Origin of the sequence: Rathayibacter sp. AY2B9 (genome assembly GCF_002931595.1) — a bacterium.
Lineage (GTDB): Bacteria > Actinomycetota > Actinomycetes > Actinomycetales > Microbacteriaceae > Rathayibacter.
In genome coordinates this window covers 32,632-55,796 of the sequence record NZ_PSUB01000001.1, presented here as the reverse complement: position 1 = coordinate 55,796, position 23,165 = coordinate 32,632, and the positions used below count along the sequence as shown (strand labels likewise).

Genomic DNA, 23,165 nt, shown 5'->3' with positions numbered 1-23,165 from the left:
CGAACGGCGCACCATGTCCGGCTCCCTGAACATCACCTCGGCCACCGTCGACCCGGCCCTGCTCGACCTGCCGTGGAACCTGCGGCTCGACGACTGGCCCGACGAGTACATCGCCGCCCTGCCGAAGGGCATCTCGCGGCACACGGTCCGCTTCGCCCACCTCTCCGGACACGTCGTCGCCGTCAAGGAGACGACCGCCGAGATGTCGCGGCGCGAGTACGAGATGCTGAAGACGCTGCAGCGCCTCGACGTGCCGTGCGTGGTTCCGGGCGCGGTGATCACGAACCGCACCGACGACGAGGGCGAGGCCCTGCCCGCCGTGCTCGTCACCCGTCACCTCAAGTTCTCGCTCCCCTACCGGGCGCTCTTCTCGCAGACGCTGCGGCCGGACACGGCGACCCGCCTGGTCGACGCGCTGGCGCTCCTCCTGGTCCGCCTGCACGTGATCGGCTTCTTCTGGGGCGACGTGTCCCTTTCGAACACCCTCTTCCGGCGCGATGCCGGCGCCTTCGCCGCCTACCTGGTCGATGCGGAGACCGGGCAGCTCTACTCGGGCGGCCTCTCGAACGGCCAGCGCGAGAACGATCTGGAGATCGCCCGCGTCAACATCGCCGGCGAGCTGCTCGACCTCGAGGCCGGCGGTCGCGTCGACGACGACCTCGACCCGATCACGGTCTCCGACGGAATCGTCGCGGCGTACCGCAGCCTCTGGAAGGAGCTGACCGGTGCCGAGTCGTTCGCGACCTCGGAGCGCTGGCGGATCAACGACCGCGTGAACCGGCTGAACGAGCTGGGCTTCGACATCGAGGAGCTCGCGATCAGGACCGACGAGGCCGGGTCCACGGTGCGGATCCAGCCGAAGGTGGTCGACGCCGGCCACCACCAGCGGCGGCTGCTCCGTCTCACCGGGCTGGACGCGCAGGAGAACCAGGCGCGGCGCCTGCTCAACGACCTCGACTCGTACACGGCGACCTACGACAAGCAGGGCCTGGACGAGGAGATGGCGGCGCACGAGTGGCTGGCGCAGGTGTTCGAGCCGGTCATCCGCTCGATCCCCCGCGATCTCAAGGGTCGCCTGGAGCCGGCCGAGATGTTCCACCAGCTGCTCGAGCACCGCTGGTTCATGTCGCAGCAGCAGGCGCGCGACGTCCCCCTGGCGGAGGCGGTCACCGCCTACGTGAACGACATCCTGCGTCACCGCCGCGACGAGGCGACGGTCATCGCTCCTCCCACCGAGGCGCTGACCCTCCCGAACCTCGTCCTCGACGAGTCCGGCGACGCCGAGCTCACCGATGAGGACGCCGACGTCGACTGGACGAAGAACGTCTGACCCCCCACCACCGCAAGAGGGCCCGTGCCATCAGCACGGGCCCTCTTCGCATTCCCCCGGCTCGCTCGCCGCAGGCGGCGCCCCTCGATCCGCTCGCCGCAGGCGGCGCCTCTGACATCCAGACCCGTAGCGCGGGTGCCGGCGCGGGGAGCTGCAAGGCGGAGGAGGAAGCGATACCGGCGGTATCGCGCCCGACGACAACGCCGCAGATCGCCGCGCCGGTGCCCGCGCGGTGAGCTGCAAGGCGGAGGAGGAAGCGATATCGGCGGTATCGCGCCCGACGACAACGCCGCAGATCGCCGTGCCGGCGCCCGCGCTACTCGGAGGCGGAGCGGAGTTTGGAGATCTCGTAGAGCGCGACCGACGCCGCGATCCCGGCGTTGAGGGATTCGGTGGCGGAGCTGATCGGAATGGAGACGACGGCGTCGCACTGCTCGGTGACGAGGCGGGAGAGGCCCTTGCCCTCGCTGCCGACGACGACGAGGAGCGGCCGGTCGGCGAGTTCCAGGCCGGGCAGCATCACGTCGCCGTCGCCGTCGAGTCCGATGACGAAGACGCCTGCGCGCTTGAAGTCCTTGATCATGGCGGTGAGGTTGGACGCCATCGCGACGGGGATGCGTGCGGCGGCTCCGGCGGAGGTCTTCCAGGCGGCGGAGTTGAGGCCCACGGAGCGGCGCTGCGGGACGATGACGCCCTGTCCGCCGAACGCGGCGACGGAGCGGATGATCGCTCCGAGGTTGCGCGGGTCGGTGATGCCGTCGAGGGCGACGAGGAGGGGGACCGCTCCGCGGGAGACGCTGCGCTCGAGCAGGTCGCTCGGGTGGGCGTACTCGTAGGGCGGCACCTTCAGCACGAGGCCCTGGTGCACGGAGTCGGGGCCGGCGAGGCGGTCGAGCTCCGGGCGCATGACCTCGAGCACGGGAAGGCCGCGGGCGGTGGCGATCTTGAGCGCCTCCTTGACCCGGTCGTCCATCTCGATGCGGGTCGCGAGGTAGAGGGTGGTGGCCGGGATGCTGGCGCGCAGCGCCTCGAGGACCGAGTTCCGGCCCGTCACCATCTCGAAGTCGTCGCCGCTCTTGGGTTTGCGCGACGGGGCGGGGCGCCCCTGTCCGCGGGCGGCCGCGGAGAGGGCTCCGCCGGGGCGGCTCTTGCCGCCGGCGGCGACGAAGCGCTCGCGCGCGAGCTTCGCCTTGCCTGCGGGGTGGTAGGGCCGGTCCTCGGCCTTGGGCGTGGGCTTCTTGCCCTCGAGGGCCTGACGGCCCTGACCGCCGGAACCGACGGCCTTGCCCTTGCTCTTCTTTCGGACCGCTCCGGGGCGGCCGGGCTTATTCGCCATCGAGACTCCAATGCGCACCCGTCTGGGTGTCTTCGATCGTGATTCCCGCCGCGGCGAGATCGGTTCGGATGCGGTCGGCGCTCGCCCAGTCGCGCTGCTCGCGCGCGGTCTGGCGTTCGGCGACCAGGCGGTCGACCAGCACGCTGAGCGCGCGGTACGAGGGTTCGTCGTCGGAGCGCGCCCACTCGGGCGCCTCCGGGTCGATGCCGAGCACGGCCGCCATCGCGAGCACCTGGGTGCGCAGGGCCGAGACGGAGCCGAGGTCCTCGGCGTCGAGGGCGGCGTTGCCGGCGCGCACGGTCTCGTGCAGGACGCCGATGGCCTGCGGGACGGACAGGTCGTCGTCCATCGCCTCGGCGAACTCCTCCGGAACCACCGGCTCGCCGAGCGCGGCGAACCGCGTGCCGTCGAGGCGGCGGCGGGAGCGCTCGAGGAAGCCCTCGATCCGCTCCAGCGCCGCTTCGGCCTCCTCGAGGGCCCCAGCGTGGAACTCGAGGGTGGAGCGGTAGTGGGCCGAGCCGAGGTAGTAGCGGACGACGAGCGGGCGGGCCGCCTCGAGCAGCTCGGAGGCGAACACCGAGTTGCCGAGCGACTTGCTCATCTTCTGGCCGATGACGGACACGAGGCCGTTGTGCAGCCAGTAGCTGGCGAAGGCGTGGCCGGCGGCGCTGGACTGGGCGAGCTCGTTCTCGTGGTGGGGGAAGCGCAGGTCGAGCCCGCCGCCGTGGATGTCGAACCGGGTGCCGAGGTACTTCGTCGACATCGCGGAGCACTCGATGTGCCAGCCGGGGCGCCCGGCGCCCCACGGCGAGGCCCAGGCGGCCGACTCGGGCTCCTCCGGCTTGGCGCCCTTCCAGAGAGCGAAGTCGTGCGGGTCGCGCTTGCCGCGCGGGTCGGCGTCGGTCGCCGCCTCCATGCTCTCGAGGCGCTGGTGGGTGAGCGAGCCGTAGTCCGGCCAGGACCGCGTGTCGAAGTAGACGTCGCCGGAGTCGTCGGGCGCCGGGTAGGCGTGACCGCGCTCGATCAGGGTCTGGATGAGGGTGATCATCTCGGCGATGCTCGCGGTCGCGCGCGGCTCGTAGGTCGGCGGGAGGATGCCGAGGGCCGTGTACGCGGCGGTGAACTCGAGCTCGACGCGGTAGGCGAGCGCCCACCACTGCTCGACCGGCGCACCCTCGGGCACCCGACGCCGCGCGTCCTCGGCGATGGCGAGGATCTTGTCGTCGATGTCGGTGACGTTGCGCACCAGGGTGACCTGGAAGCCGCGGTACGCCAGCCAGCGGCGCAGCTGGTCGTAGGCGAGGGCGGAGCGCAGGTGCCCGATGTGGGGCGAGGACTGAACGGTGGGTCCGCAGACGTACATCCCGACCTCGTTCTCGCGGAGGGGGACGAAATCGACGAGGGCCTGGGCCTTCGAGTCATGCAGTCGCAGAGTCACGCGGGCGAGTTTACCGGGCGGACCGCTCCCGGCCGGGTCGGCCGCTCCGCCCGGGGACTACCGGGTGACAGCGGGGATGGGGAGGACGAGTGCCGTCGCGGTCGCGGCGACCCCCTCGCCCCGTCCGGTGAAGCCCAGCGCGTCCGAGGTGGTGGCGGCGACGCTGACCGGTGCGCCGAGCAGCTCCGAGAGCAGCCTCTGCGCCTCCTCGCGCCGCGGCGAGAACTTCGGGCGGTTGCCGATGAGCTGCACCGAGACGTTGCCGATGGCGAAGCCGGCGGCCTCCACCAGCTCGCGGGTCGCGCGGAGGAAGACCTCGCCGTGGGCGTCCGCGAAGCGCGGGTCGGCCGTGCCGAAGCGGGAGCCGATGTCGCCGAGACCCGCCGCCGCCAGGAGCGCGTCGCAGATCGCGTGGGCGACCGGGTCGCCGTCGCTGTGCCCGGACAGGCCCCGCTCCCCCGGCCAGTGCAGCCCGGCGAGCCAGAGCGGCGACGCGTCGTCGAACGCGTGCACGTCCGTGCCGATGCCGACGCGCGGCACGACGACGACGGGCGGCGGTGCGAGCACCTGCTCGGCGCGGGCCAGGTCCCAGGGGGTGGTGATCTTGAAGGCGAGCGGGTCGCCCGCGACGACGATCGAGGGACTGCCGCGCGAGGCGAGGAGCGCCGCGTCGTCGGTGAAGTCCTCCTCCGCCGAGGCGTAGGCCTCGTCGAGGAGCGCGCGCGGGAAGCCCTGCGGCGTCTGCACCGCGGCGAGCTCGGAGCGGTCCACCGTGCCGAGGATCCCGCCGTCGGCGCGGATGCGCTTGATCGTGTCGGTGACCGGCAGACCCGGGATCACTCCGCCGCCCGTCTCCCGGACCGCCGCGATCACCCGCTCGAACTGGTCGACGGGCGTGAGGGCGCGGGCGGCGTCGTGCACGAGCACCGTCTCGACGGCCGGGCCGAGCGCCCGGAGCCCCCGAGCGACCGACTCCTGGCGGCTGGCGCCTCCGGCGACGACGCTGACGGAGCCGTCCGGGGCTCCGGCGGCGTGCGTCAGAGCGGCCGTCTCCTCGAGGAGGGCGGCGGGAGCCACGACGACGATCTGGACCGGCTCCGCGAGCAGCAGCACCGTGCGCAGGCTGCGCTCGAGGATCGTCCTCCCCGCGCAGTCGACGTAGGCCTTGGGGCGCTCGCGGCCGAGCCTCGTGCCGCTGCCGGCGGCGACGACGACGACGGCCGCGGTCGGCGCGCCGGCCGGACCGTTCAGGATGCGAGGACCTCGTCGAGGAGCACGGAGGCGGCGTCCTCGTCGGTCTTCTCGGCCAGGGCGAGCTCGGAGACGAGGATCTGGCGGGCCTTGGCGAGCATGCTCTTCTCCCCCGCCGAGAGGCCGCGGTCGCGGTCGCGGCGGGTGAGGTCGCGGACGACCTCGGAGACCTTGACGACGTCTCCGGACCCGAGCTTCTCGAGGTTGGCCTTGTAGCGGCGCGACCAGTTGGTCGGCTCCTCGACGACCTCGGCGCGCAGGACCTCGAACACGCGCTCGACGCCCTCGCGGCCGATCACGTCGCGGACGCCGACCAGGTCGACGTTGTCGGCGGGCACCTCGATGACGAGGTCGCCCTGCGCGACGCGGAGCTTCAGGTACGTCTTCTCCTGGCCCTTGATCGTCCGGGTCTTCACCTCGGCGATCGTGGCGGCTCCGTGATGGGGGTAGACGACCGTCTCTCCGACCTCGAACTGCATGCGACGTCCTTTCAGCGGCGGACAGATTACCATGCGCGCCGAGCGGGACGGGAGTCCGGACGGGCGGAGCCGCGGTGCTCGCTACGCTAGCCTGGTGTCGGCTCGTGCACAGTGAAGTCGCCCTGTCCGGGGCGAGCGGGGCCGACGATCTGGAGGTTCCTGTGAAGGCGCGTATCGCTGCATCCGTCGTTCTCGCGGTCGGCGTCGCCCTCGCTACCGCCGGCTGCAACCTCGTCGCCCCGCAGGCGACGCGCAAGATCTACGACCCGAGCGACGGAGTCGGCGCGACGATCGGCGATCTCGCCATCCGCAACGCGATGATCGTCTCGGACGACGGCGAGGCCGGCACCCTGATCGTGACGCTCGTGAACTCCACCGATGAGGCGCTGAGCGTCGAGGTGCAGTACGAGGGCTCCGCGGGCCGCACCAGCGACACCGTCGACGCCGTCCCCGGCCGTACCGAGGTCCGCCCCGACAGCACCGAGGCCGTCCAGATGGATGACATCGACACGATCCCCGGCGGCCTGCTCCCCGTCTACTTCCAGTACGGCTCCGAGCAGGGCAAGGAGCTCCTCGTCCCCGTCCTGACGAACGCCCTCGAGGCCTACTCGACGCTGACCCCCGCGCCCTCCGCGACGCCGACCGTCACCCCGACGGCCGACCCCGCCCGGACCGCGCTCCCCACTCCGACCGCCGAGCCCGGCGTCGACGCTCCCACCGCGGAGTAGCCCCCTCCGCCCTCGAGGGCCGTCCACCCCGGTGGGCGGCCCTTCGTCGTCCCCGCAGCTCTCGATCCGCCGACTCCGTCGGCCACTCGACCACCATTCGCGCGACGTCCGGCTGCGCGCGTCTCGATACACCGACTCCGCCGACCACTCGAGCACCACGCCCTGAGCGACGCCCCCATCCGGCTCGTCGCGCAGCGACGGCCTCGTCCCCCACCCCTCCAGTACAGGGTTGATCGCGGGTCCTGGCGGGGTGAGCTGCAAGGCGGAGGAGGGCGCGATACCAGCGGTATCGCAACCGACGACAACGCCGCAGATCGCCCCGCCAGGGCCCGCGATCAAGCGTCGAAGCGGTAGCCGAGGCCGCGGACAGTAACCAGGAGCACCGGCTCCTTCGGCGTCTTCTCGATCTTCGAGCGGATGCGCTTGACGTGGACGTCGAGGGTCTTCGTGTCGCCGAAGTAGTCGCTCCCCCAGACGCGGTCGATGAGCTGGCCGCGGGTGAGGACGCGGCCCGCGTTGCGGAGGAGCATCTCGAGGAGCTCGAACTCCTTGAGGGGCATCGGGGTCTCGACGCCGTCGACTTCGACCGTGTGGCGTTCGATGTCCATGCGGACGGGGCCGGCGACGACGATCCGCTCCTCGCCGGGCTCCTCGGTGCGGCGTCGGAGGACGGCGCGGATGCGGGCGAGCAGTTCGCGGGTGGAGTAGGGCTTGGTGACGTAGTCGTCGGCGCCGAGCTCCAGGCCGACGACGATGTCCACTTCGGAGTCCTTGGCGGTGACCATGATGATCGGGACGGAGGAGCGGGTGCGGATCTCGCGGCAGACCTCGGTGCCGGGCATGCCGGGCAGCATGAGGTCGAGGAGGATCAGGTCGTAGTCGCCCTCGTCGAAGGCGGCGACGGCGCGGTTGCCGTCCTCGGCGACGGTGACGTCGTAGCCCTCGCGTTCGAGCAGGTAGCTGAGGGGCTCGCTGAGGGCGCTCTCGTCCTCGACGAGCAGGATGCTGGTCACGCGTGTTCTCCTATCGGGGCGGTCGCCGCGAAGGGCGTCCGGGCGGGGTCGGCTTCGGGGAGCCGGATGGTGAAGGTGGAGCCGCGGCCGGGCTTGGACCAGACGCGGACGTCGCCGCCGTGGTTCTGCACGGCGTGCTTGACGATGCTGAGGCCGAGGCCGGTGCCGCCGGTGTGGCGGGAGCGGGCCTGGTCGACGCGGTAGAAGCGCTCGAACACCCGGTCGAGGTCCTCCTCCGGGATGCCGATGCCCTGGTCGGTGACGGCGATCTCGACGACGCCGCCGGTGGAGCGGACGCCGATGCCCACGCGGGAGCCGGCGGGCGAGTACTGGATGGCGTTGGCGAGGAGATTGTGCAGCGCCGAGACGAGCATCTTCTCCTGCCCCACGACGTAGGCCTTCTTCATCCCGCCCTTGACCAGGGTGACGTCGTGCGACTCCGCCATGACGTGGGTGGTCTCGAGCGCCGCCGTGACGACGTCGTCGACGCGGATGATCTCGGCGGAGCCGGCGACGTCGGCGGCCTGGAGGCGGGAGAGCTCGATGATCTCGCGGGTGATCTTCGCGAGGCGGTGCGACTCCTGGGTCAGCCGGTGCGCGAAGCGGCGCACCTGCTGGGGGTCGTCGGCGGCGGAGTCGAGGGCCTCGGCGAGCAGGCCGACAGCGCCGATCGGGGTCTTCAGCTCGTGGGAGATGTTGGCGACGAAGTCCCGGCGGACGGCCTCGAGCCGGCGCGCCTCGGTGTGGTCCTCGGCGATGACGAGGACGTAGCGGGAGCCCAGGCGGGTCGCGTGGACGACGAGCGTCACGGCAGCGTCGGAGAGCGGGCTGGTCGCGAGCTCGAGGTCCTGGACGATGTCGTCGCCGAAGCGGCGGACGCGGTCGACGATGGCGGCGAGGTCGGGGTGGAGCAGCGTGTCCTGCGAGACCAGGCCGAGCGCGACGGCGCGGGTGGACGCCTTCAGCACGTTGTGCGACGGGTCGGTCACGAAGGCGGGCGAGCCGACGGCGTCGATGATCGCCTCGATCCCCTCGGGGAGCCCGACCGAGATCACGTCCTGCGCGATGCGGCCCTGGCGGGCGGCGAGCGTGAGCACGGTCGTCAGAAGGATCCCGATCGCGACACCGAGAACGAGCGACAGAACCACGATCAAGCCCGAATCCACGGACCCAGGCTAACCATCCACCGGGCGTCCCCCTACCGGACGCCCGTCGATCCTCCGGGGGTCGAGTACTGTTCAAACGCCCGGCACCGTCCGTTAACCTGCCGTGGTCATCATGACTGCGCCTGCGCCCACGGAGTGCAGTCGCAGCGGCGTGCGAGGTGCTCGCCGCAGATCCGGCGCCGTCGTCCGCGCGCGCCGTAGAGAGGGTCGAACACAGATGCGCGAAGTTTTCCAGCAGGAGCTGGCCGAGGTCCAGGAACGACTCGTCGAGATCTCCGGACTCGTCGAGATCGCCATCGAGAAGGCGACCCAGGCGTTCAACCACTCCGACGTCACCCTCGCGGAGGAGGTCATCGCGAGCGACGCGCGCATCGACGAGCTGGCCATCAGCCTCGACGAGCTCGCGATCGACATCCTCGCCCGGCAGAACCCGGTCGCCCGCGACCTGCGGATCGTCGTCTCGGCGCTGCGCATCAGCGCATCGCTCGAGCGGATGGGCGACATCGCCGAGCACATCGCCCAGCTCTCGCGCTACCGCTTCCCCGACAAGGTGGTCCCCAAGAGCCTGCGTCCGACGTTCGTCGAGATGGGCCGCCTCGACGTGGTCGTCGCGCACAAGCTGACCGACCTGCTCCGCTCGCAGGACCCGCGCATCGCCGAGGAGATCCGCGACGAGGACGACAAGATCGACGAGCTGCACGTCAGCGTCTTCGACAAGGTGCTCAGCGAGGCGTGGAAGGGCCAGGCCGCCGACACCGTCGACGCGACCCTCGCCAGCCGCTACCACGAGCGCTTCGCCGACCACGCCGTGTCGATCGCCAAGAAGGTCCAGTACCTGATCTCGGGCGACTACTCCTAGTCGACACCTCGGGCTCCGGCCCGTCTCACCGTCCGGCCCGCAGGAACGATCGTCTCCTGCGGGCCGGACGTGTCCGTGCGCTCCGCCTCCGGGGCTACGGGAACGGCCCGCCGGAGTCGAGGACTCGGGCGGGCCGTTCGCGCGTGCGGGGCGGTGCTACTTCTTGGCGCCCTGGGCGGCGACGGCGGCGGCACCGGCGGCCGCGGCCTCGGGGTCGAGGTAGCGCGCCTCCCCGATGGGCTCGAAGTCCTCGTTCAGCTCGTAGACGAGCGGGATCCCGGTCGGGATGTTGAGCTCCGCGATGTCCGAGTCCGAGATGCCGTCGAGCGTCTTCACCAGCGCGCGGAGGGAGTTGCCGTGCGCGGTGATCATGACGGTCTTGCCCGAGGCGAGGTCCGGCTTGATGTCGGACTCCCAGTACGGAAGCATCCGCTCGATCACGAGCTTCAGCGACTCGGTGCGGGGCAGGGCGTCGCCGAGGTCGGCGTAGCGCTCGTCGTGCGCCTGCGAGTACTGGTCGTCGTCGTCGAGCGGGGGCGGCGGCACGTCGAAGGAGCGGCGCCAGGTCTGGAACTGCTCGGGGCCGTACTCGGCGAGGGTCTGCGCCTTGTCCTTGCCCTGCAGGGCGCCGTAGTGGCGCTCGTTGAGGCGCCAGGAGCGCTTGACGTCGATCCACAGGCGGTCGGCGACCTCGAGGGCGATGTTGGCGGTCTGGATCGCACGGGTCTGGCGCGACGTGTAGACGATGTCGGGGTGCAGGCCCGCCTCGGTCAGCAGCTCGCCGGCGCGGGTGGCCTCCGCGACTCCCTGCTCGGTCAGGCGCACGTCGACCCAGCCGGTGAACAGGTTCTTCTGGTTCCACTCGCTGTTGCCGTGGCGCACGAGGATGAGGGTGTAGGTCTCGGACATGCGTCCAGCTTAGAGGCGGCCCCCTCGCCCGCGGATACGCTGGAGAGCATGCCCATCGGAGCCGTCACCCGCGGAACGACGGGCACGAACCGCCTCCGCCGGGTCGACCGCCGGCTCGCCGAGCTGCCCGTCCTGCGCAGCACCGCCTCCCCGCTCGTCGTCGATCTCGGCTTCGGGGCAAGCGCGGTCACCACGCTCGAGCTGCACCGCCGGCTCGTCCAGGCCGCGCCCGACGTCGAGGTGCTCGGCCTCGAGATCGAGCCCGCCCGGGTCGACACCGCTCGGCGCCAGCTCGCCCGGGTGAGGGAGGGCGGCACGCCGTTCCCCGCGGACGCGCGCGTGCGCTTCGAGCGCGGCGGCTTCGAGGTGCCCCTGCCCGCGGGGCGGCGGGCGGGCGTCATCCGCGCCTTCAACGTGCTCCGCCAGTACGACGAGGACGCGGTTAGGGGAGCCTGGGCGACGATGACGGACCGCCTGCAGCCCGACGGCGTCCTGGTCGAGGGCACCTGCGACGAGATCGGCCGCATCTGCACCTGGGTCGAGGTCGGCCGGGAGGGCCCGCGCTCGCTGACCCTCTCGCTCCGGCTCGCGGCGATCCCCTCGCCGATGACGGCGGCCGAGCGCCTGCCGAAGGCCCTCATCCACCGCAACGTGCCCGGCGAGGGCGTGCACGCCTTCCTCGCCGCCCTCGAGCGGGCGTGGACGCTGAACGCCCCTCTCGCCGTCTACAGTCCGGGTCAGCGCTGGATCGCGGCGGTCCGGGACCTCCGGCCGGAGTGGCCGGTCCTCGGCGGGCCGCGGCGCTGGCGCCTGGGCGAGGTGACGGTCGCGTGGGAGGCAGTCGCCCCCTCCTCCTGAGCGCCGGGCCTGAGCGCCGGGCCTGAGCACCGGACCTGAGCACCGGACCTCCTGAGCCCTAGGCGAGCGGGGGCAGGGCGGCCCGCGCCTCGGCGGGAGCGGCGCCTGTCGCCGTGAGCAGGTCGACGACGAGCGGGCGGAGCAGGACGAGCACCGTCTTCTCGGCGAGGCGCGCCTCCGGGATCAGCCGCTGGGGGTCGAGCGTGGTCGCGAGCAGCACGAGGTCCTGTCGCGCCAGGGCGAGCACCGACGGATCGGCGACCGCGCGGCCGAGCAGCGCGATGCCCGGGCCGAGGGCGGCGACCGCTCCGGCGAGCTCCGGCCGCGGGGCGCCGTCCCGGACGAGGAAGTCGGTGCGGCGCGCGACGATGCGCAGGTTCCGGGTCGCGAGGTCCAGCGCGGACAGCATCACGGCCTGGCGGGAGAGCTCGCCGCGGTGCCGGCGGACGAACGGCGAGATCCGGGCGACGCCGGTCGCGGAGTCGAGCGCCGCGGTCCAGCCGTCGATGACCGGCTGCGTCCCGCGGATCCGCTCGAGGGCTGCGGTGGACGCCGAGGAGTCGCCCCGGCGGAGCGCCTCGGCCAGCTCCTCCACGGTCCGGCTGAGCGCGGTGAGGAGCCGGTGCGCCTCGGCCCGCGCTGTGCGCAGCGGCGGGCGGGGCACGATCGCCGTGCAGAGCAGCGCCGCGAGCCCGCCGATCAGGCCGTCGACGCTCCGGGTGAAGACGCCTCCGTCCGGCGCAGGGAGGACCATCACCAGCATCGCCTGGGTCCCGGCGGCCACGGCGAACCCCGGCGAGGGCGAGAGGGCCCGGCCGAGCGTGAAGACGATCGCGAGGACGACGGCGAGCTGCCAGACGCCGCTCCCCCACAGCAGGAGCAGGACCTCGCTGGCCGTTATGCCGATGAGCATCCCCGTCGCTGTCTCGGCCACCTGCTTGGGGCGGGTGTCGCGCGCGATGCCGAGGCTCGAGATCGTGGCCGTCAGCGCCAGCACCGGCGAGGGGTGCCCGAGGAGGAAGTGCGCGACGGAGTAGGCGAGGATCGCCGCGAGCACGATCTGCAGCACGGCGGGGAGCGACGCCCCCGCGCGGGCGAGGGCGCGCGCGGGACTCAGCTCGGGGGTCCGGACGAGACCGCGCAGCCGCTCGGCCGCCCGGCCCCGCTCGGCGGGACGTGCGGCCACCACGGCGTGGCCTACCTGGTCGTCGCCCCGAGGCGGGGCAGGCGGGGCACTCCCGCCTCCGCTCCGGCTCCGGGCGGGACCACGACCTCCTGGGCCGCGGCCACGCGCGAGTCGCCGGCCAGCACGGTCAGCTCGAGATCCACCGGGACGCTCCGCTTGACGACCGCGAGAGCGACCGGTCCGTCCTCGTAGTGCCAGGCGCTGGAGGTGACCGTGCCGACCTCGACCGGCTCGCCGCCCTTGAGCGCCGTGACGACGTCGCCGTGGGCGGGGAGGATCGAGTCGGAGCCGTCGAGCTGCAGCAGGACCAGGCGCCGCGGCGGGTGCCCGAGGTTGTGCACCTTCGCCACCGTCTCCTGGCCCCGGTAGCAGCCCTTGGCGAGATGCACGCTCGAGCGGAGGAGGTCGAGCTCGTGCGGGATGGACCGCTCGTCGACCTCCGTCGCGTGGCGCGGGCGCCAGGCGGCGATGCGCAGCGCCTCGAGGGCGTCGACCCCGGCGAGGGCCACTCCCGCCCCGACGGCCATTTCCGCGAGGGCCTCGAGGGCCGCTCGCGGGACCAGGACCTCGCGGAGCTCCCAGGAGGCCCCGGGGTGCTCTGTGGTCAGCGCGTACTGCCAGCCGCCCGGCTGGACCTGCGACCACGGGTCGCTCCAGACGACGGGCTCCTCGGCAAGGGACAGGGCGAGCGTCAGGGCCGGCCCGTCGCCGAGGGCGGCGAGGGTCGCGAAGTCGTCGGTGCGGTCGGCGACCTCGACGCGGAGCATGAAGCGCATCCGGTCGAGCCAGGCGGCCAGGCCGGCCGTCTCGTCGCGGTCGAGCAGGAGCCAGGCGGTCTCGCCGTCGTCGACGAGGCGGATGACGTGCTCGATCCGGCCGGTCGGGTCGAGCAGGAGCGTCTCGGCGGACGCGCCGGGAGCGAGGCGCGAGACGGCCTGGCTGGTGAGCGAGTCGATCCAGGTGAGGCGGTCCGGCCCCGTGACGGTCACGACGCCGCGGCCGGAGAGGTCGACGAGCGCGGTGCCCGCGGCGAGAGCGCGCTGCTCGCGGAAGGGCTCGCCGTAGTGGGCGGCGACGCCGGGCTCGGCGGCGCTCGTAGTGGCGACGGCGCCCGGGGCGGCCAGGAGCGGGGAGGGCGCGTCAGTCGACACGGGCGAGCCGTCCGGAGGAGTGGGTCCGCAGGCCCTGGCCGAGCGCGGCGATGTCCCACGCCCAGAGCAGGTGGTCGTCGACCAGGCCGTAGAGGCGCGTGGCGGCGGCGTAGTCCTTCGCCGCGGCGGTGCGCATCACCGCGTCGGTCGCGAGGTCGATCCGAGGCCCCTTGACCTGACCGAGGTAGAGCTCGCTGACCCCGTCCGGGTGCACGAGCGAGACCTCGATGTCGAACCCGCCGGCGGCGTTGCGCAGCGTCTCGACGGACTCGGCGTCGGGGAAGGCGGGTGCGCCGCGGCCGGGCAGCATTCCCGGGCCGGCGTCGGAGTCGGTCAGCGCGCGGCTGAGGCGCCAGTAGCCCGTCTCGGTGACCAGGGGCCGGGGCGCCTCCTCGGCGCCCTCCTCGATCAGCCACGTGTAGGAGTTGTAGTTGAGGTACGGGAGGCCGTCGTAGCTGAAGCTGATGCGATGGCCGAACTCGGCCTGGACGGAGTCGTCGCCGATCGTGTAGTCGATGACGCCCGAGCCCTCCCAGACGCCGAGCAGCCAGGACAGGGGGACGAGCTCGGGCGGCAGGCCCGACGGAAGCGAGATCACTCGGGCTCCGGCGGCGGCTAGCGCTGGCCGCGGTAGAGCTTGTAGACGACCACGCCGGAGACCCACGCGATGGCGAGGGAGGCGAGCCCGAGCAGACCGAGGTAAAAGAGTTCCAGGGCGAGAAGCATGCGCTCATCCTACCCGCCGCCTCCGACGCCGGGGCGGGGCGGACGCGGCCGCTCAGGCGGTGCGGATCCGGGCGCTCGGGACGGGAGGGCGCGACCGCTCAGGCGGGGAGGAGGAGGGCGATCCCGCTCGCGACCGCGACCACGGCCATCGCTCCGACGATGCTCGTCATCGCGCGGAGGAGGTACCCCTCGGCGCGGGCCACGGCGAGCTGCACCGCGAAGGTCGAGAGCACGCAGCCGCCGAACGTCAGCGCGAGCCAGAGCTGCCGGGACTCCGGAGCGGCGATCGCCAGCGTCAGCACGGAGCCCGCGAGTGCGAGCGCCCAGACGACTCCGATGCCCACCCGATCCCTGCCCATCCGACAATTGTGCCCCAGGCGGACGCCCCTCCCGGCCCGCCGCTAGTATTGCGGGCAGACCAGTTCTGGAGGATCCGTGGCGCAGTTGTTGATACTGACCTCGGCGGGAGGCGCCGAGGTGCTCCCCGCACTGGGGCTCCTCAGCCACCGGACCCGGCAGATCCCCGCGGAGCCCGCCCAGCTCGTGAACGCCCCGAGCTGCGATCTGATCCTGGTCGACGCGCGGCAGGACCTCGCCAGCGCCAAGTCGCTCTGCAAGATCCTCACGACCACGGGCATCAACGTCCCCCTCATCCTGATCCTCACAGAGGGCGGGCTCACGGCCGTCTCGGCCGACTGGGGCGTCAACGACGTCATCCTCGACTCGGCCGGCCCCGCCGAGGTCGACGCCCGCATCCGCCTGGTGATCGGCCGGCTGGCGCAGGAGCAGTCGACCTCGCGCATCCAGGCGTCGGGCGTCGTGATCGACGAGGCCAGCTACTCCGCCAAGGTGCACGGGCGCCCGCTCGACCTCACCTTCAAGGAGTTCGAGCTCCTCCGCTTCTTCGCCACGCACCCCTCGCGCGTCTTCACCCGCGAGCAGCTGCTGAGCGAGGTATGGGGCTACGACTACTTCGGCGGCACCCGCACGGTCGACGTGCACGTGCGGCGCCTCCGCGCGAAGCTCGGCGACCTGGAGTCGCTGATCGGCACGGTCCGCAACGTCGGATACCGCTTCAACGTGTACGAAGAGGACAATGAGCGAGTCGCTCAACCTGTCCGTTGAGGACCTGGCCGATCCCGCGGTGGCGGCCGGCCTCGAGCACCTGATCGGGCGCGCCGCCTGGTTCGACCACCAGCCCCCCTTCAGCGACCAGACGCTCGTCGACGCCCGAGCCGGCTCGCGCACCCTCCTCGTGGGGCTGCGCGCGGACGTGGTCGTGGCGGCGGCGATCCTCGGGCAGGGCGAGCTGGAGTTCGTCGTCGATCCCGAGTGGCGCGGGGTCGGCTTCGGCACCGCGACCCTGGAGCAGGTCCTCGCGAGCGGCCGGACGGGCCTGCTCGCCTGGGCGCACGGCGACCACCCCGCCGCCCGGGCCCTCGCGGCCTCCCACGGCTTCGCACCGGTCCGCACCCTCCTGCACCTCGAGCTCGAGCCGCTCGCCGCCCCCGAGGTCCGCGTCCCCGAGGGCGTCGTCCTCTCGGACGCCCGCGACCTCGCTCCGGCCGAGTGGATCGCCCTGAACGCGCGGATCTTCGCCGCGCACCCCGAGCAGGGGCGGATGACGGAGGAGGACCTGGCGGCCCGCCGCGCCGAGCCGTGGTTCGACGAGGGCGACTTCCTCCTGCTCCGCGACGCCGACGGCACGCTCCTCGGCTACGACTGGCTCAAGATCGAGCCCGGATCGACGACCGGCGAGATCTACGTCCTCGGGGTCGCCCCCGAGGCGGCCGGACGGGGACTCGGCCGCACCCTGCTGAACGCCGGGCTCGCGCGGATGCTCGAGCGCGGCTGCACCACGGCCGACCTCTACGTCGAGGCCGAGAACCGGTCGGCGGTGGCGCTCTACCGCTCGCTCGGGTTCACGGACGCCTCCGTCGACGTGCAGTACCTGCAGCGCGCCGCGCCGCTGCGCTGAGCCGGCACTCCTCCACAGGGCCTCCCCCGGCCCCGTTCATCCGGCATTCACGAGCGGCGGCGCGGAGCGGACGGACGCGGTGCCAGGATGGTCGCATGGACGGCGACAACCTGCTTCTCGAAGACGGTCTCAGCGATGACCTCGACGACGACTTCGACGACGAGGAGGAGCACTCGGACCCGCTCCTCCCCGACAACCGCTACCTCGACCGGGAGCTGAGCTGGCTGGCGTTCAACCAGCGCGTGCTCGAGCTCGCGGAGGATCCGCTGGTTCCGGCGCTCGAGCGGGCGAACTTCCTGGCGATCTTCTCGTCCAACCTCGACGAGTTCTTCATGGTCCGGGTCGCCGGCCTCAAGCGCCGCATCCTCACGGGGCTCGCCCTGCCGACGAACATCGGCCGCGTGCCGGTCGACGTGCTGACCGACATCTCGGAGAAGGCGCACCTGCTGCAGCAGCGCCACTCCCGAGCGTTCAAGGAGCTCGTCGAGCCCGCCCTGCGCGACGGCGGCATCGACCTCGTCCGCTGGGACGAGCTGAGCGACGCCGAGCGCACCGTGCTGGACGACTACTTCTCGGCCCAGGTGTTCCCGGTGCTGATGCCGCTCGCGGTCGACCCGGCGCACCCGTTCCCCTACATCTCCGGCCTCTCGCTCAACCTCTCGGTGCGGGTGCGGAACCCGAAGACGCAGAAGGTCGAGTTCGCGCGCCTCAAGGTGCCGCAGATGCTCCCCCGCTTCGTGCGGATCGCCGGAGTCGCGGCGCCGGGCGAGCCGATGCGGTTCATCTCGCTCGAGGACCTGATCGCCAACCAGCTGGACGACCTGTTCCCCGGCATGGAGATCCTCGACCACCACGTGTTCCGGGTGACGCGCAACGAGGACGTCGAGGTCGACGAGGACGAGACCGAGAACCTGATCAAGGCCCTCGAGAAGGAGCTGCTGCGCCGCCGGTTCGGCCCGCCCATCCGCCTCGAGGTCACCGACGACATGGACGACGAGACGCTGGGCCTGCTGGTCCGCGAGCTCGACATCACGACGCAGGAGGTCTACAAGCTCCCGGCCCCGCTCGACCTCAGCGGGCTCTTCAGCCTGCAGAAGATCGACCGCCCGGACCTGAAGTACCCCAACCACGTCCCGACGACGGCGGTGCAGCTCTCGCCCAGCGAGCCCAACCAGCGGCAGGACGTCTTCAAGGCCGTCTCCCGCGGCGACGTGCTCCTGCACCACCCCTACGAGTCCTTCGCGACGAGCGTGCAGTCGTTCCTCGAGCAGGCGGCGGCCGATCCGGACGTGCTCGCGATCAAGCAGACGCTCTACCGCACCTCCGGCGACTCCCCCATCGTCGAGGCGCTCATCGACGCGGCCGAGTCGGGGAAGCAGGTGCTCGCCCTGGTCGAGATCAAGGCGCGCTTCGACGAGCAGGCGAACATCTCGTGGGCGCGCAAGCTCGAGAAGGCGGGCGTGCACGTGGTCTACGGGCTCGTCGGGCTGAAGACCCACTGCAAGCTCGCGCTCGTCATCCGCCAGGAGAAGGGCGGAGTGCTCCGCCACTACTCCCACATCGGCACCGGCAACTACAACCCGAAGACCTCGCGCATCTACGAGGACCTCGGACTCCTGACGGCCGACCCCGAGGTCGGCAAGGACCTCACGCGCCTGTTCAACGAGCTCTCGGGCTACGCGATCGAGAAGAAGTTCAAGCGCCTGCTCGTCGCACCGCGCCACCTCCGGAAGGGCCTGCTCAAGCGGATCGCCGCCGAGACCGAGAACGCCCGCGCGGGGCGGCCCTCGGGCATCCGGATCAAGGTCAACTCGATCGTCGACGAGTCCGTGATCGACGCGCTCTACCGCGCCAGCCAGGCCGGCGTGCCGGTCGACGTCTGGGTGCGCGGCATCTGCGGGCTGAAGCCCGGCCAGGAGGGGCTCTCCGAGACCATCCGCGTGCGCTCGATCCTCGGCCGCTACCTCGAGCACTCCCGCATCTTCAGCTTCGTCAACGGCGGCGAGCCGGACGTCTTCATCGGCAGCGCCGACATGATGCACCGCAACCTCGACCGCCGCGTCGAGGCACTGGTGCGGATCGTAGAGCCGGCGCACCTCAGCGAGATCGACGACATGTTCGAGCGGGCGATGGACGAGCGGACCGCCTCCTGGTGGCTCGGCCCGGACGGCGACTGGACGCGGCACCACCTCGACGAGGAGGGCGCTCCGCTCGCCGACCTCCAGAACCAGCTGATGCAGCACATCACCCATCGCAAGCGCGCGGCGACACGGTCCGCCAACCGGGCCTCCAGCCGCTGACGCCCGTGACGGGCACCGTCTACGCAGCAGGAGCGGTGTGCTGGCGGATCATCGAGGGCCGCCCGCACATCCTCGTGATCCACCGGCCGCACCGCCGGGACGTCAGCCTGCCCAAGGGCAAGGTCGACGCGGGCGAGTCCCTCCCGGAGACCGCGGTCCGCGAGATCCGCGAGGAGACCGGGCTCTCGGTGGCGCTCGGGGTGCCGCTGGGGCGCACCGAGTACACGCTGCCGAGCGGGCGCCCGAAGGCCGTCTACTACTGGGCGGCGCAGGTGACCGAGAAGGCCGTCCTGGCGTCCGACTTCCTCCCGAACGACGAGGTCGAGGCGCTCGAGTGGGTGACGCTCAAGCGGGCCCGGAGCTACCTGACCTATCCGCACGACGTGACGATCGTCGACGAGTTCGCCCGGATCGCCGCACGCGGTGCGCTCGAGACCTTCGCGATCGTGGTCCTGCGGCACGCGAAGGCGGTGCCCGCCTCCTCCTGGGACGGCCGCGACTCCACCCGCCGCCTCACCGGGCGCGGCCGGGTCGAGGCCGCGGCCGCCGCTCAGGCCGTGGCCGCCTGGCGCCCGCGCCGCCTCGTCTCGAGCACCGCCAAGCGCTGCCGGTCGACCATCGCCCCGCTGTCCGGTCTGGTCAGGAAGCCGGTCAAGCTGCGCGACGACCTCAGCCAGGAGGCGCACGAGCAGGGCACCGCCGACGTCCGCGCCCTCGTCGGCAAGCGGGTCCGCGCCCGCCGCACCGCCGTCCTCTGCAGTCACCGGCCGGTGATCCCCGAGATCCTGCGCGAGATCGCCCTCGCCACGGCGACTCCTCTCGGCGCCTACCTCGACGAGGCGGCAGCGCTCCCGACCGGGGGCTTCGCCGTGGTGCACCTCTCCACCGGCCACCCCGGCTCCGGCATCGTCGCGATCGAGACGCACACGCCGCTGGCCTGACCGCCCGGGCGCGCTGCGCGACCGGCTCGACGGGTCCGTCCCCACCGGGCCGGTCGCGCAGCCGGGACGCGCCCGACGCACCGCGCCTTCCCCGCCGCACCGTCGCTCCGCAATCCCCGAGGCGGACCCGTTCACCGCGCGTTCACCGAGCGGTCGGTGCCAGGACACGACCCCTCCGTACTCTCGCTCGCGGGCTGCACCAGGCCCTGTTCTGTTTTCCACGCTTTCCTACCCGAAAGGGATACTTGTGAGATTCTCGCGTCTCGGCCAGGCGGCCGTCGTCGCCGCCGTCGCAGCGATCACGCTGACCTCCTGCGCTGCCAACGAGGCACCGGCCGCAGGCGGCAGCTCCGGCTCCGCCACCACCTCCGCGCTCTCCGGCACCATCACCGGGATCGGCTCGTCCGCTCAGGGCACCGCGCAGACCACCTGGGCCGCCGCGTTCCAGACCGCGAACCCCGAGGTCACGGTCAACTACGACCCGCAGGGCTCCGGCGCCGGCCGCACCAACTTCATCGACGGCGCCGCCGACTACGCCGGCTCCGACTCCGCGCTCAAGGACGAGGAGCTCGCGGGCACCTTCGCCGCCTGCGCCCCCGACACCAAGGCGATCGACCTCCCGGTCTACATCTCGCCGATCGCGGTCATCTTCAACGTGGAGGGCGTCGACGAGCTCAAGCTCGACGCGGCCACCATCGCGGGCATCTTCAAGGGCACCATCACCTCCTGGGACGCCCCGGAGATCAAGGCCCTGAACCCCGACGCGACCCTCCCGTCGGCGAACATCACCTCCGTGCACCGCTCGGACGACTCGGGCACCACGCAGAACTTCACCGACTACCTCGCGGCCACCGCGAGCGACGTCTGGGACGCTCCCGCCGCGCAGACCTTCCCGTACCAGAGCGGTGACGGCGCCAAGGGCACCTCGGGTGTCGTCGACGCGGTCAAGAACGGCACCAACACGATCGGCTACGCCGACGAGTCCGGCGCCCAGGGCATGGACATGGCCCAGCTGAAGGTCGGCGACGCGTTCTCGACCATCTCGGCCGACGGAGCCGCGGCGGTCGTCGCCGCCTCGCCCATCGCCGAGGGCCGCGAGGACAACGACCTCGCGATCAAGATCGACCGCACCGGCACCGAGGCGGACGCCTGGCCGATGGTCCTGGTCAGCTACCTCATCGTGTGCCAGGAGTACGCGGACGCCGACAAGGGCGAGGTCGTCAAGTCCTTCGCCTCCTACGTCGCGAGCGAGGAGGGCCAGGAGGCCGCCGCCGCTCAGGCCGGCTCCGCTCCCCTGAGCTCCGAGCTCGCCTCGACCGTCGCCACCGCGATCGAGTCGATCAAGTAGTCCCACCGGCAGGGCCCGTCTCGCAGCACGATCCGCGGGACGGGCCCCGCCTGTGCCGGGCTCGACCCACCGGACGCCCCCTCCGAGCCCTAGCATCTCCCTGTGCGCCCCGCCGAACCCCTCGTCTGAAGAGAGTCCCCTGGAATGGCAACTGAGACCGTCGTCCGCCCGAAGGCGAAGGTGCGTGTCGGAGATCGGGTCTTCTCGATCTCGACCGTCGCCGCCGGCTCCCTCATCCTCCTCGTCCTCGCCGCCGTCGCGATCTTCCTGATCGCGCAGTCGATCCCCGCGTTCACCGCGCCGGCCGGCAGCCTCCCCGGCGACGCGACGAGCTTCTGGGCCTACGTCGGCCCCCTGGTGTTCGGCACGGTCTGGTCGGCGGTGATCGCCCTGGTGATCGCCCTGCCGCTCTCGATCGCGATCGCCCTCTTCATCTCGCACTACGCGCCGCGCCGCATCGCGATGGCCCTCGGCTACGTGGTCGACCTCCTCGCCGCCGTCCCCTCGGTGGTCTTCGGCCTCTGGGGCGCGACCGTGCTGGCGCCGATGGTGCAGCCCTTCTACCTCTTCCTCAACGTGAACATCGGCTGGTTCCCGCTCTTCGGCGGCCAGGCGTCGGGCACCGGCAAGACGATCCTCACCGCCTCGGTGGTGCTGGCCGTCATGGTCATCCCGATCATCACCGCGGTCTGCCGCGAGATCTTCCTCCAGGCCCCGCGCCTGCACGAGGAGGCGGCGCTCGCGCTCGGCGCGACCCGCTGGGAGATGATCCGCATGGCCGTCCTGCCCTTCGGCGCTCCGGGTATCGTTTCGGCCGCCATGCTCGGCCTCGGCCGGGCCCTCGGCGAGACGCTCGCCGTCGCGATGGTGCTCTCGCCCGCGACGGTCGTCTCCTTCCTCCTGCTCACCTCGCAGAACTCGAACACCATCGCCGCGAACATCGCGCTGCAGTTCCCGGAGGCGAGCGGAGTCGGCGTCAACGTCCTCGTCGCCTCGGGCCTCATCCTCTTCGTCATCACCCTCGTCGTGAACTCGGTCGCGCGGTTCATCGTCAACCGCCGCAAGGCCTTCTCGGGAGCCAACTGATGTCCGCCGCCACCTCGTCGATGCCCTTCTCGCTGCAGGCGGGCAAGCTGCCCAAGGGCACCCCCTGGATGCTGCTCGTCGGCAGCTGGGTCGTGTTCGCCGCCGTCTTCCTGATCCTCCAGGCGGCCGGCATGATGAACGACTTCAGCCTCGTCGGCGCGATCTTCTGGGGCACGGTCCTCTTCGACGTCGCCATCTACGTGGTCTCGCGCCTGGTCGAGGGCGGCCGCAAGGCTGTCGACCGCCTCGTGACCTCGCTGGTCGCGACCGCGTTCATCATCGCGCTGCTCCCGCTGATCTCCCTGCTCTACACGGTCGTCTCCAACGGAGTCGCGCGGTTCGATCCGCTCTTCTTCTCCTCGTCGATGCGCAACGTCATCGACGCGGGCGGCGGCGCCCTCCACGCGATCATCGGCACGCTCGAGATCACGGCCATGGCCGCGCTGATCTCGGTGCCGATCGGCCTGCTCACCTCGATCTACCTCGTCGAGTACGGCCGCGGCCACCTCGCCCGGGCGATCACCTTCTTCGTCGACGTGATGACGGGCATCCCCTCCATCGTCGCGGGCCTGTTCGCGTACGCGCTCTTCGCGCTGCTCCTCGGCCCCGGCGTCCGGATGGGCTTCGCCGGCTCGATCGCCCTCGCCGTGCTGATGATCCCCGTAGTCGTCCGCTCGTCGGAGGAGATGCTGAAGCTGGTCCCGAACGAGCTGCGCGAGGCGTCCTACGCCCTGGGCGTGCCGAAGTGGCTGACCATCGTCAAGATCGTGCTGCCGACCTCCATCGCCGGCATCACGACGGGCATCACCCTCGCGATCGCCCGCGTCATCGGCGAGACCGCCCCGCTGCTCATCGTCGCCGGCTTCACCGCGTCGATGAACTACGACCTCTTCAGCGAGCGGATGATGACCCTCCCGGTCTTCGTCTACACGCAGTACGCGAACCAGGGCCCCGACGCCGAGGCGTTCCTCAACCGGGCCTGGACCGGCGCGCTGGCCCTCATCCTGATCGTCATGGCGCTGAACCTGGTCGCCCGCCTGATCGCGAAGATCTTCGCCCCCAAGCTCGGCCGCTGACACCCA

At 71.9% G+C, this 23,165-nt stretch carries 22 protein-coding genes; 11 read left to right on the top strand and 11 right to left on the bottom strand.

All coding sequences use genetic code 11. The features are described from left to right. Nucleotides 1-13 precede the first annotated feature (13 nt). Entirely contained in the window at nucleotides 14-1,330 is a 1,317-nt protein-coding gene (locus tag C5C25_RS00265) for a DUF4032 domain-containing protein (protein WP_104249376.1), read from the top strand. A gap of 316 nt (nucleotides 1,331-1,646) precedes the next feature. Here the strand turns inward: C5C25_RS00265 and rlmB are convergent, their stop codons facing one another. From rlmB to C5C25_RS00245, 4 genes are read right to left on the bottom strand one after another with little or no spacing between them, the layout of a single operon-like run. Next, on the bottom strand, nucleotides 1,647-2,666 hold the full coding sequence (gene rlmB / locus C5C25_RS00260) for a 23S rRNA (guanosine(2251)-2'-O)-methyltransferase RlmB (RefSeq protein WP_104249375.1): 1,020 nt from the start codon (nucleotides 2,664-2,666) through the stop codon (nucleotides 1,647-1,649). Beyond that, nucleotides 2,656-4,104: a cysteine--tRNA ligase gene (gene cysS / locus C5C25_RS00255; protein WP_104249374.1), complete on the bottom strand. Its 1,449-nt coding sequence runs from the start codon at nucleotides 4,102-4,104 to the stop codon at nucleotides 2,656-2,658. The genes rlmB and cysS overlap by 11 nt, the downstream gene beginning before the upstream one ends. A 57-nt stretch (nucleotides 4,105-4,161) precedes the next feature. Then, nucleotides 4,162-5,358: a 2-C-methyl-D-erythritol 4-phosphate cytidylyltransferase gene (gene ispD / locus C5C25_RS00250; protein WP_104249638.1), complete on the bottom strand. Its 1,197-nt coding sequence runs from the start codon at nucleotides 5,356-5,358 to the stop codon at nucleotides 4,162-4,164. Beyond that, nucleotides 5,352-5,834 carry a CarD family transcriptional regulator gene (locus C5C25_RS00245; protein ID WP_104224589.1) on the bottom strand — a complete coding sequence of 161 codons (483 nt, stop codon included), beginning with the start codon at nucleotides 5,832-5,834 and terminating at the stop codon, nucleotides 5,352-5,354. Before C5C25_RS00245 ends, ispD begins: the two co-directional genes overlap by 7 nt. 161 nt (nucleotides 5,835-5,995) lie before the next feature. Between C5C25_RS00245 and C5C25_RS00240 the strand changes: the two genes are divergently transcribed. Next, nucleotides 5,996-6,562, top strand: a complete 567-nt coding sequence (locus C5C25_RS00240) for a hypothetical protein (protein ID WP_104224588.1) — start codon at nucleotides 5,996-5,998, stop codon at nucleotides 6,560-6,562. A 335-nt stretch (nucleotides 6,563-6,897) separates the two neighbouring features. Here the strand turns inward: C5C25_RS00240 and C5C25_RS00235 are convergent, their stop codons facing one another. Next, entirely contained in the window at nucleotides 6,898-7,575 is a 678-nt protein-coding gene (locus C5C25_RS00235) for a response regulator transcription factor (RefSeq protein ID WP_104227263.1), read from the bottom strand. After that, entirely contained in the window at nucleotides 7,572-8,741 is a 1,170-nt protein-coding gene (locus tag C5C25_RS00230; RefSeq protein ID WP_104224692.1) for a cell wall metabolism sensor histidine kinase WalK, read from the bottom strand. The genes C5C25_RS00235 and C5C25_RS00230 overlap by 4 nt, the downstream gene beginning before the upstream one ends. A gap of 217 nt (nucleotides 8,742-8,958) precedes the next feature. Here C5C25_RS00230 and phoU point away from each other — a divergent pair, with 217 nt between their 5' ends. After that, the gene (phoU, locus tag C5C25_RS00225; protein WP_104224693.1) at nucleotides 8,959-9,600 is read left to right on the top strand and encodes a phosphate signaling complex protein PhoU; all 642 of its coding nucleotides are present in this window, start codon (nucleotides 8,959-8,961) and stop codon (nucleotides 9,598-9,600) included. A 156-nt stretch (nucleotides 9,601-9,756) separates the two neighbouring features. On the opposite strand, the gene C5C25_RS00220 is transcribed toward phoU, so the two are convergent. Next, the gene (locus C5C25_RS00220) at nucleotides 9,757-10,509 is read right to left on the bottom strand and encodes a phosphoglyceromutase (protein ID WP_104224694.1); all 753 of its coding nucleotides are present in this window, start codon (nucleotides 10,507-10,509) and stop codon (nucleotides 9,757-9,759) included. Between the two features lie 48 nt (nucleotides 10,510-10,557). On the opposite strand from C5C25_RS00220, the gene C5C25_RS00215 reads away from it, so the two are divergent. Then, nucleotides 10,558-11,367, top strand: a complete 810-nt coding sequence (locus C5C25_RS00215; protein WP_104249373.1) for a class I SAM-dependent methyltransferase — start codon at nucleotides 10,558-10,560, stop codon at nucleotides 11,365-11,367. Between the two features lie 58 nt (nucleotides 11,368-11,425). On the opposite strand, the gene C5C25_RS00210 is transcribed toward C5C25_RS00215, so the two are convergent. From C5C25_RS00210 to C5C25_RS00195, 4 genes are all read right to left on the bottom strand, one after another. After that, a complete protein-coding gene (locus C5C25_RS00210) occupies nucleotides 11,426-12,556 on the bottom strand; it encodes an aromatic acid exporter family protein (RefSeq protein WP_104249372.1) in 1,131 nt (376 codons plus the stop codon). Between the two features lie 8 nt (nucleotides 12,557-12,564). Then, nucleotides 12,565-13,704 (bottom strand): folate-binding protein YgfZ, encoded by a 1,140-nt coding sequence (locus C5C25_RS00205; protein WP_104249371.1) that lies wholly within the window; start codon nucleotides 13,702-13,704, stop codon nucleotides 12,565-12,567. Beyond that, on the bottom strand, nucleotides 13,694-14,302 hold the full coding sequence (locus C5C25_RS00200) for an FABP family protein (RefSeq protein WP_104224698.1): 609 nt from the start codon (nucleotides 14,300-14,302) through the stop codon (nucleotides 13,694-13,696). The genes C5C25_RS00205 and C5C25_RS00200 overlap by 11 nt, the downstream gene beginning before the upstream one ends. A 226-nt stretch (nucleotides 14,303-14,528) precedes the next feature. Next, a complete protein-coding gene (locus C5C25_RS00195) occupies nucleotides 14,529-14,789 on the bottom strand; it encodes a hypothetical protein (RefSeq protein ID WP_146079389.1) in 261 nt (86 codons plus the stop codon). A gap of 76 nt (nucleotides 14,790-14,865) precedes the next feature. Here C5C25_RS00195 and C5C25_RS00190 point away from each other — a divergent pair, with 76 nt between their 5' ends. The 7 genes from C5C25_RS00190 (at nucleotide 14,866) to pstA (ending at nucleotide 23,159) form a co-directional block, all read left to right on the top strand. Then, a complete protein-coding gene (locus C5C25_RS00190; protein ID WP_104224700.1) occupies nucleotides 14,866-15,555 on the top strand; it encodes a winged helix-turn-helix domain-containing protein in 690 nt (229 codons plus the stop codon). Continuing rightward, nucleotides 15,527-16,408 (top strand): mycothiol synthase, encoded by an 882-nt coding sequence (gene mshD / locus C5C25_RS00185; RefSeq protein ID WP_104249369.1) that lies wholly within the window; start codon nucleotides 15,527-15,529, stop codon nucleotides 16,406-16,408. Before C5C25_RS00190 ends, mshD begins: the two co-directional genes overlap by 29 nt. 95 nt (nucleotides 16,409-16,503) lie before the next feature. Continuing rightward, the gene (locus C5C25_RS00180) at nucleotides 16,504-18,708 is read left to right on the top strand and encodes an RNA degradosome polyphosphate kinase (protein WP_104224702.1); all 2,205 of its coding nucleotides are present in this window, start codon (nucleotides 16,504-16,506) and stop codon (nucleotides 18,706-18,708) included. A gap of 5 nt (nucleotides 18,709-18,713) precedes the next feature. Next, nucleotides 18,714-19,649: an NUDIX domain-containing protein gene (locus C5C25_RS00175; protein ID WP_104249368.1), complete on the top strand. Its 936-nt coding sequence runs from the start codon at nucleotides 18,714-18,716 to the stop codon at nucleotides 19,647-19,649. 247 nt (nucleotides 19,650-19,896) lie between these two features. Then, nucleotides 19,897-20,997, top strand: a complete 1,101-nt coding sequence (pstS, locus tag C5C25_RS00170) for a phosphate ABC transporter substrate-binding protein PstS (RefSeq protein WP_104249367.1) — start codon at nucleotides 19,897-19,899, stop codon at nucleotides 20,995-20,997. Between the two features lie 144 nt (nucleotides 20,998-21,141). Continuing rightward, nucleotides 21,142-22,083, top strand: a complete 942-nt coding sequence (pstC, locus tag C5C25_RS00165) for a phosphate ABC transporter permease subunit PstC (RefSeq protein ID WP_104227270.1) — start codon at nucleotides 21,142-21,144, stop codon at nucleotides 22,081-22,083. Next, a complete protein-coding gene (pstA, locus tag C5C25_RS00160) occupies nucleotides 22,083-23,159 on the top strand; it encodes a phosphate ABC transporter permease PstA (protein ID WP_104224706.1) in 1,077 nt (358 codons plus the stop codon). Before pstC ends, pstA begins: the two co-directional genes overlap by 1 nt. The last annotated feature ends 6 nt before the right edge of the window (nucleotides 23,160-23,165 follow it).

Coding starts and splice junctions, on each gene's coding strand:
- pstC (WP_104227270.1), top strand. CDS start 21,142: ATGGCAACTGAGACCGTCGTCCGCCCGAAGGCGAAGGTGCGTGTCGGA.
- phoU (WP_104224693.1), top strand. CDS start 8,959: ATGCGCGAAGTTTTCCAGCAGGAGCTGGCCGAGGTCCAGGAACGACTC.
- mshD (WP_104249369.1), top strand. CDS start 15,527: ATGAGCGAGTCGCTCAACCTGTCCGTTGAGGACCTGGCCGATCCCGCG.
- rlmB (WP_104249375.1), bottom strand. CDS start 2,666: ATGGCGAATAAGCCCGGCCGCCCCGGAGCGGTCCGAAAGAAGAGCAAG.
- C5C25_RS00220 (WP_104224694.1), bottom strand. CDS start 10,509: ATGTCCGAGACCTACACCCTCATCCTCGTGCGCCACGGCAACAGCGAG.
- pstA (WP_104224706.1), top strand. CDS start 22,083: ATGTCCGCCGCCACCTCGTCGATGCCCTTCTCGCTGCAGGCGGGCAAG.
- C5C25_RS00265 (WP_104249376.1), top strand. CDS start 14: ATGTCCGGCTCCCTGAACATCACCTCGGCCACCGTCGACCCGGCCCTG.
- C5C25_RS00180 (WP_104224702.1), top strand. CDS start 16,504: ATGGACGGCGACAACCTGCTTCTCGAAGACGGTCTCAGCGATGACCTC.
- C5C25_RS00245 (WP_104224589.1), bottom strand. CDS start 5,834: ATGCAGTTCGAGGTCGGAGAGACGGTCGTCTACCCCCATCACGGAGCC.
- C5C25_RS00215 (WP_104249373.1), top strand. CDS start 10,558: ATGCCCATCGGAGCCGTCACCCGCGGAACGACGGGCACGAACCGCCTC.
- C5C25_RS00195 (WP_146079389.1), bottom strand. CDS start 14,789: ATGGGCAGGGATCGGGTGGGCATCGGAGTCGTCTGGGCGCTCGCACTC.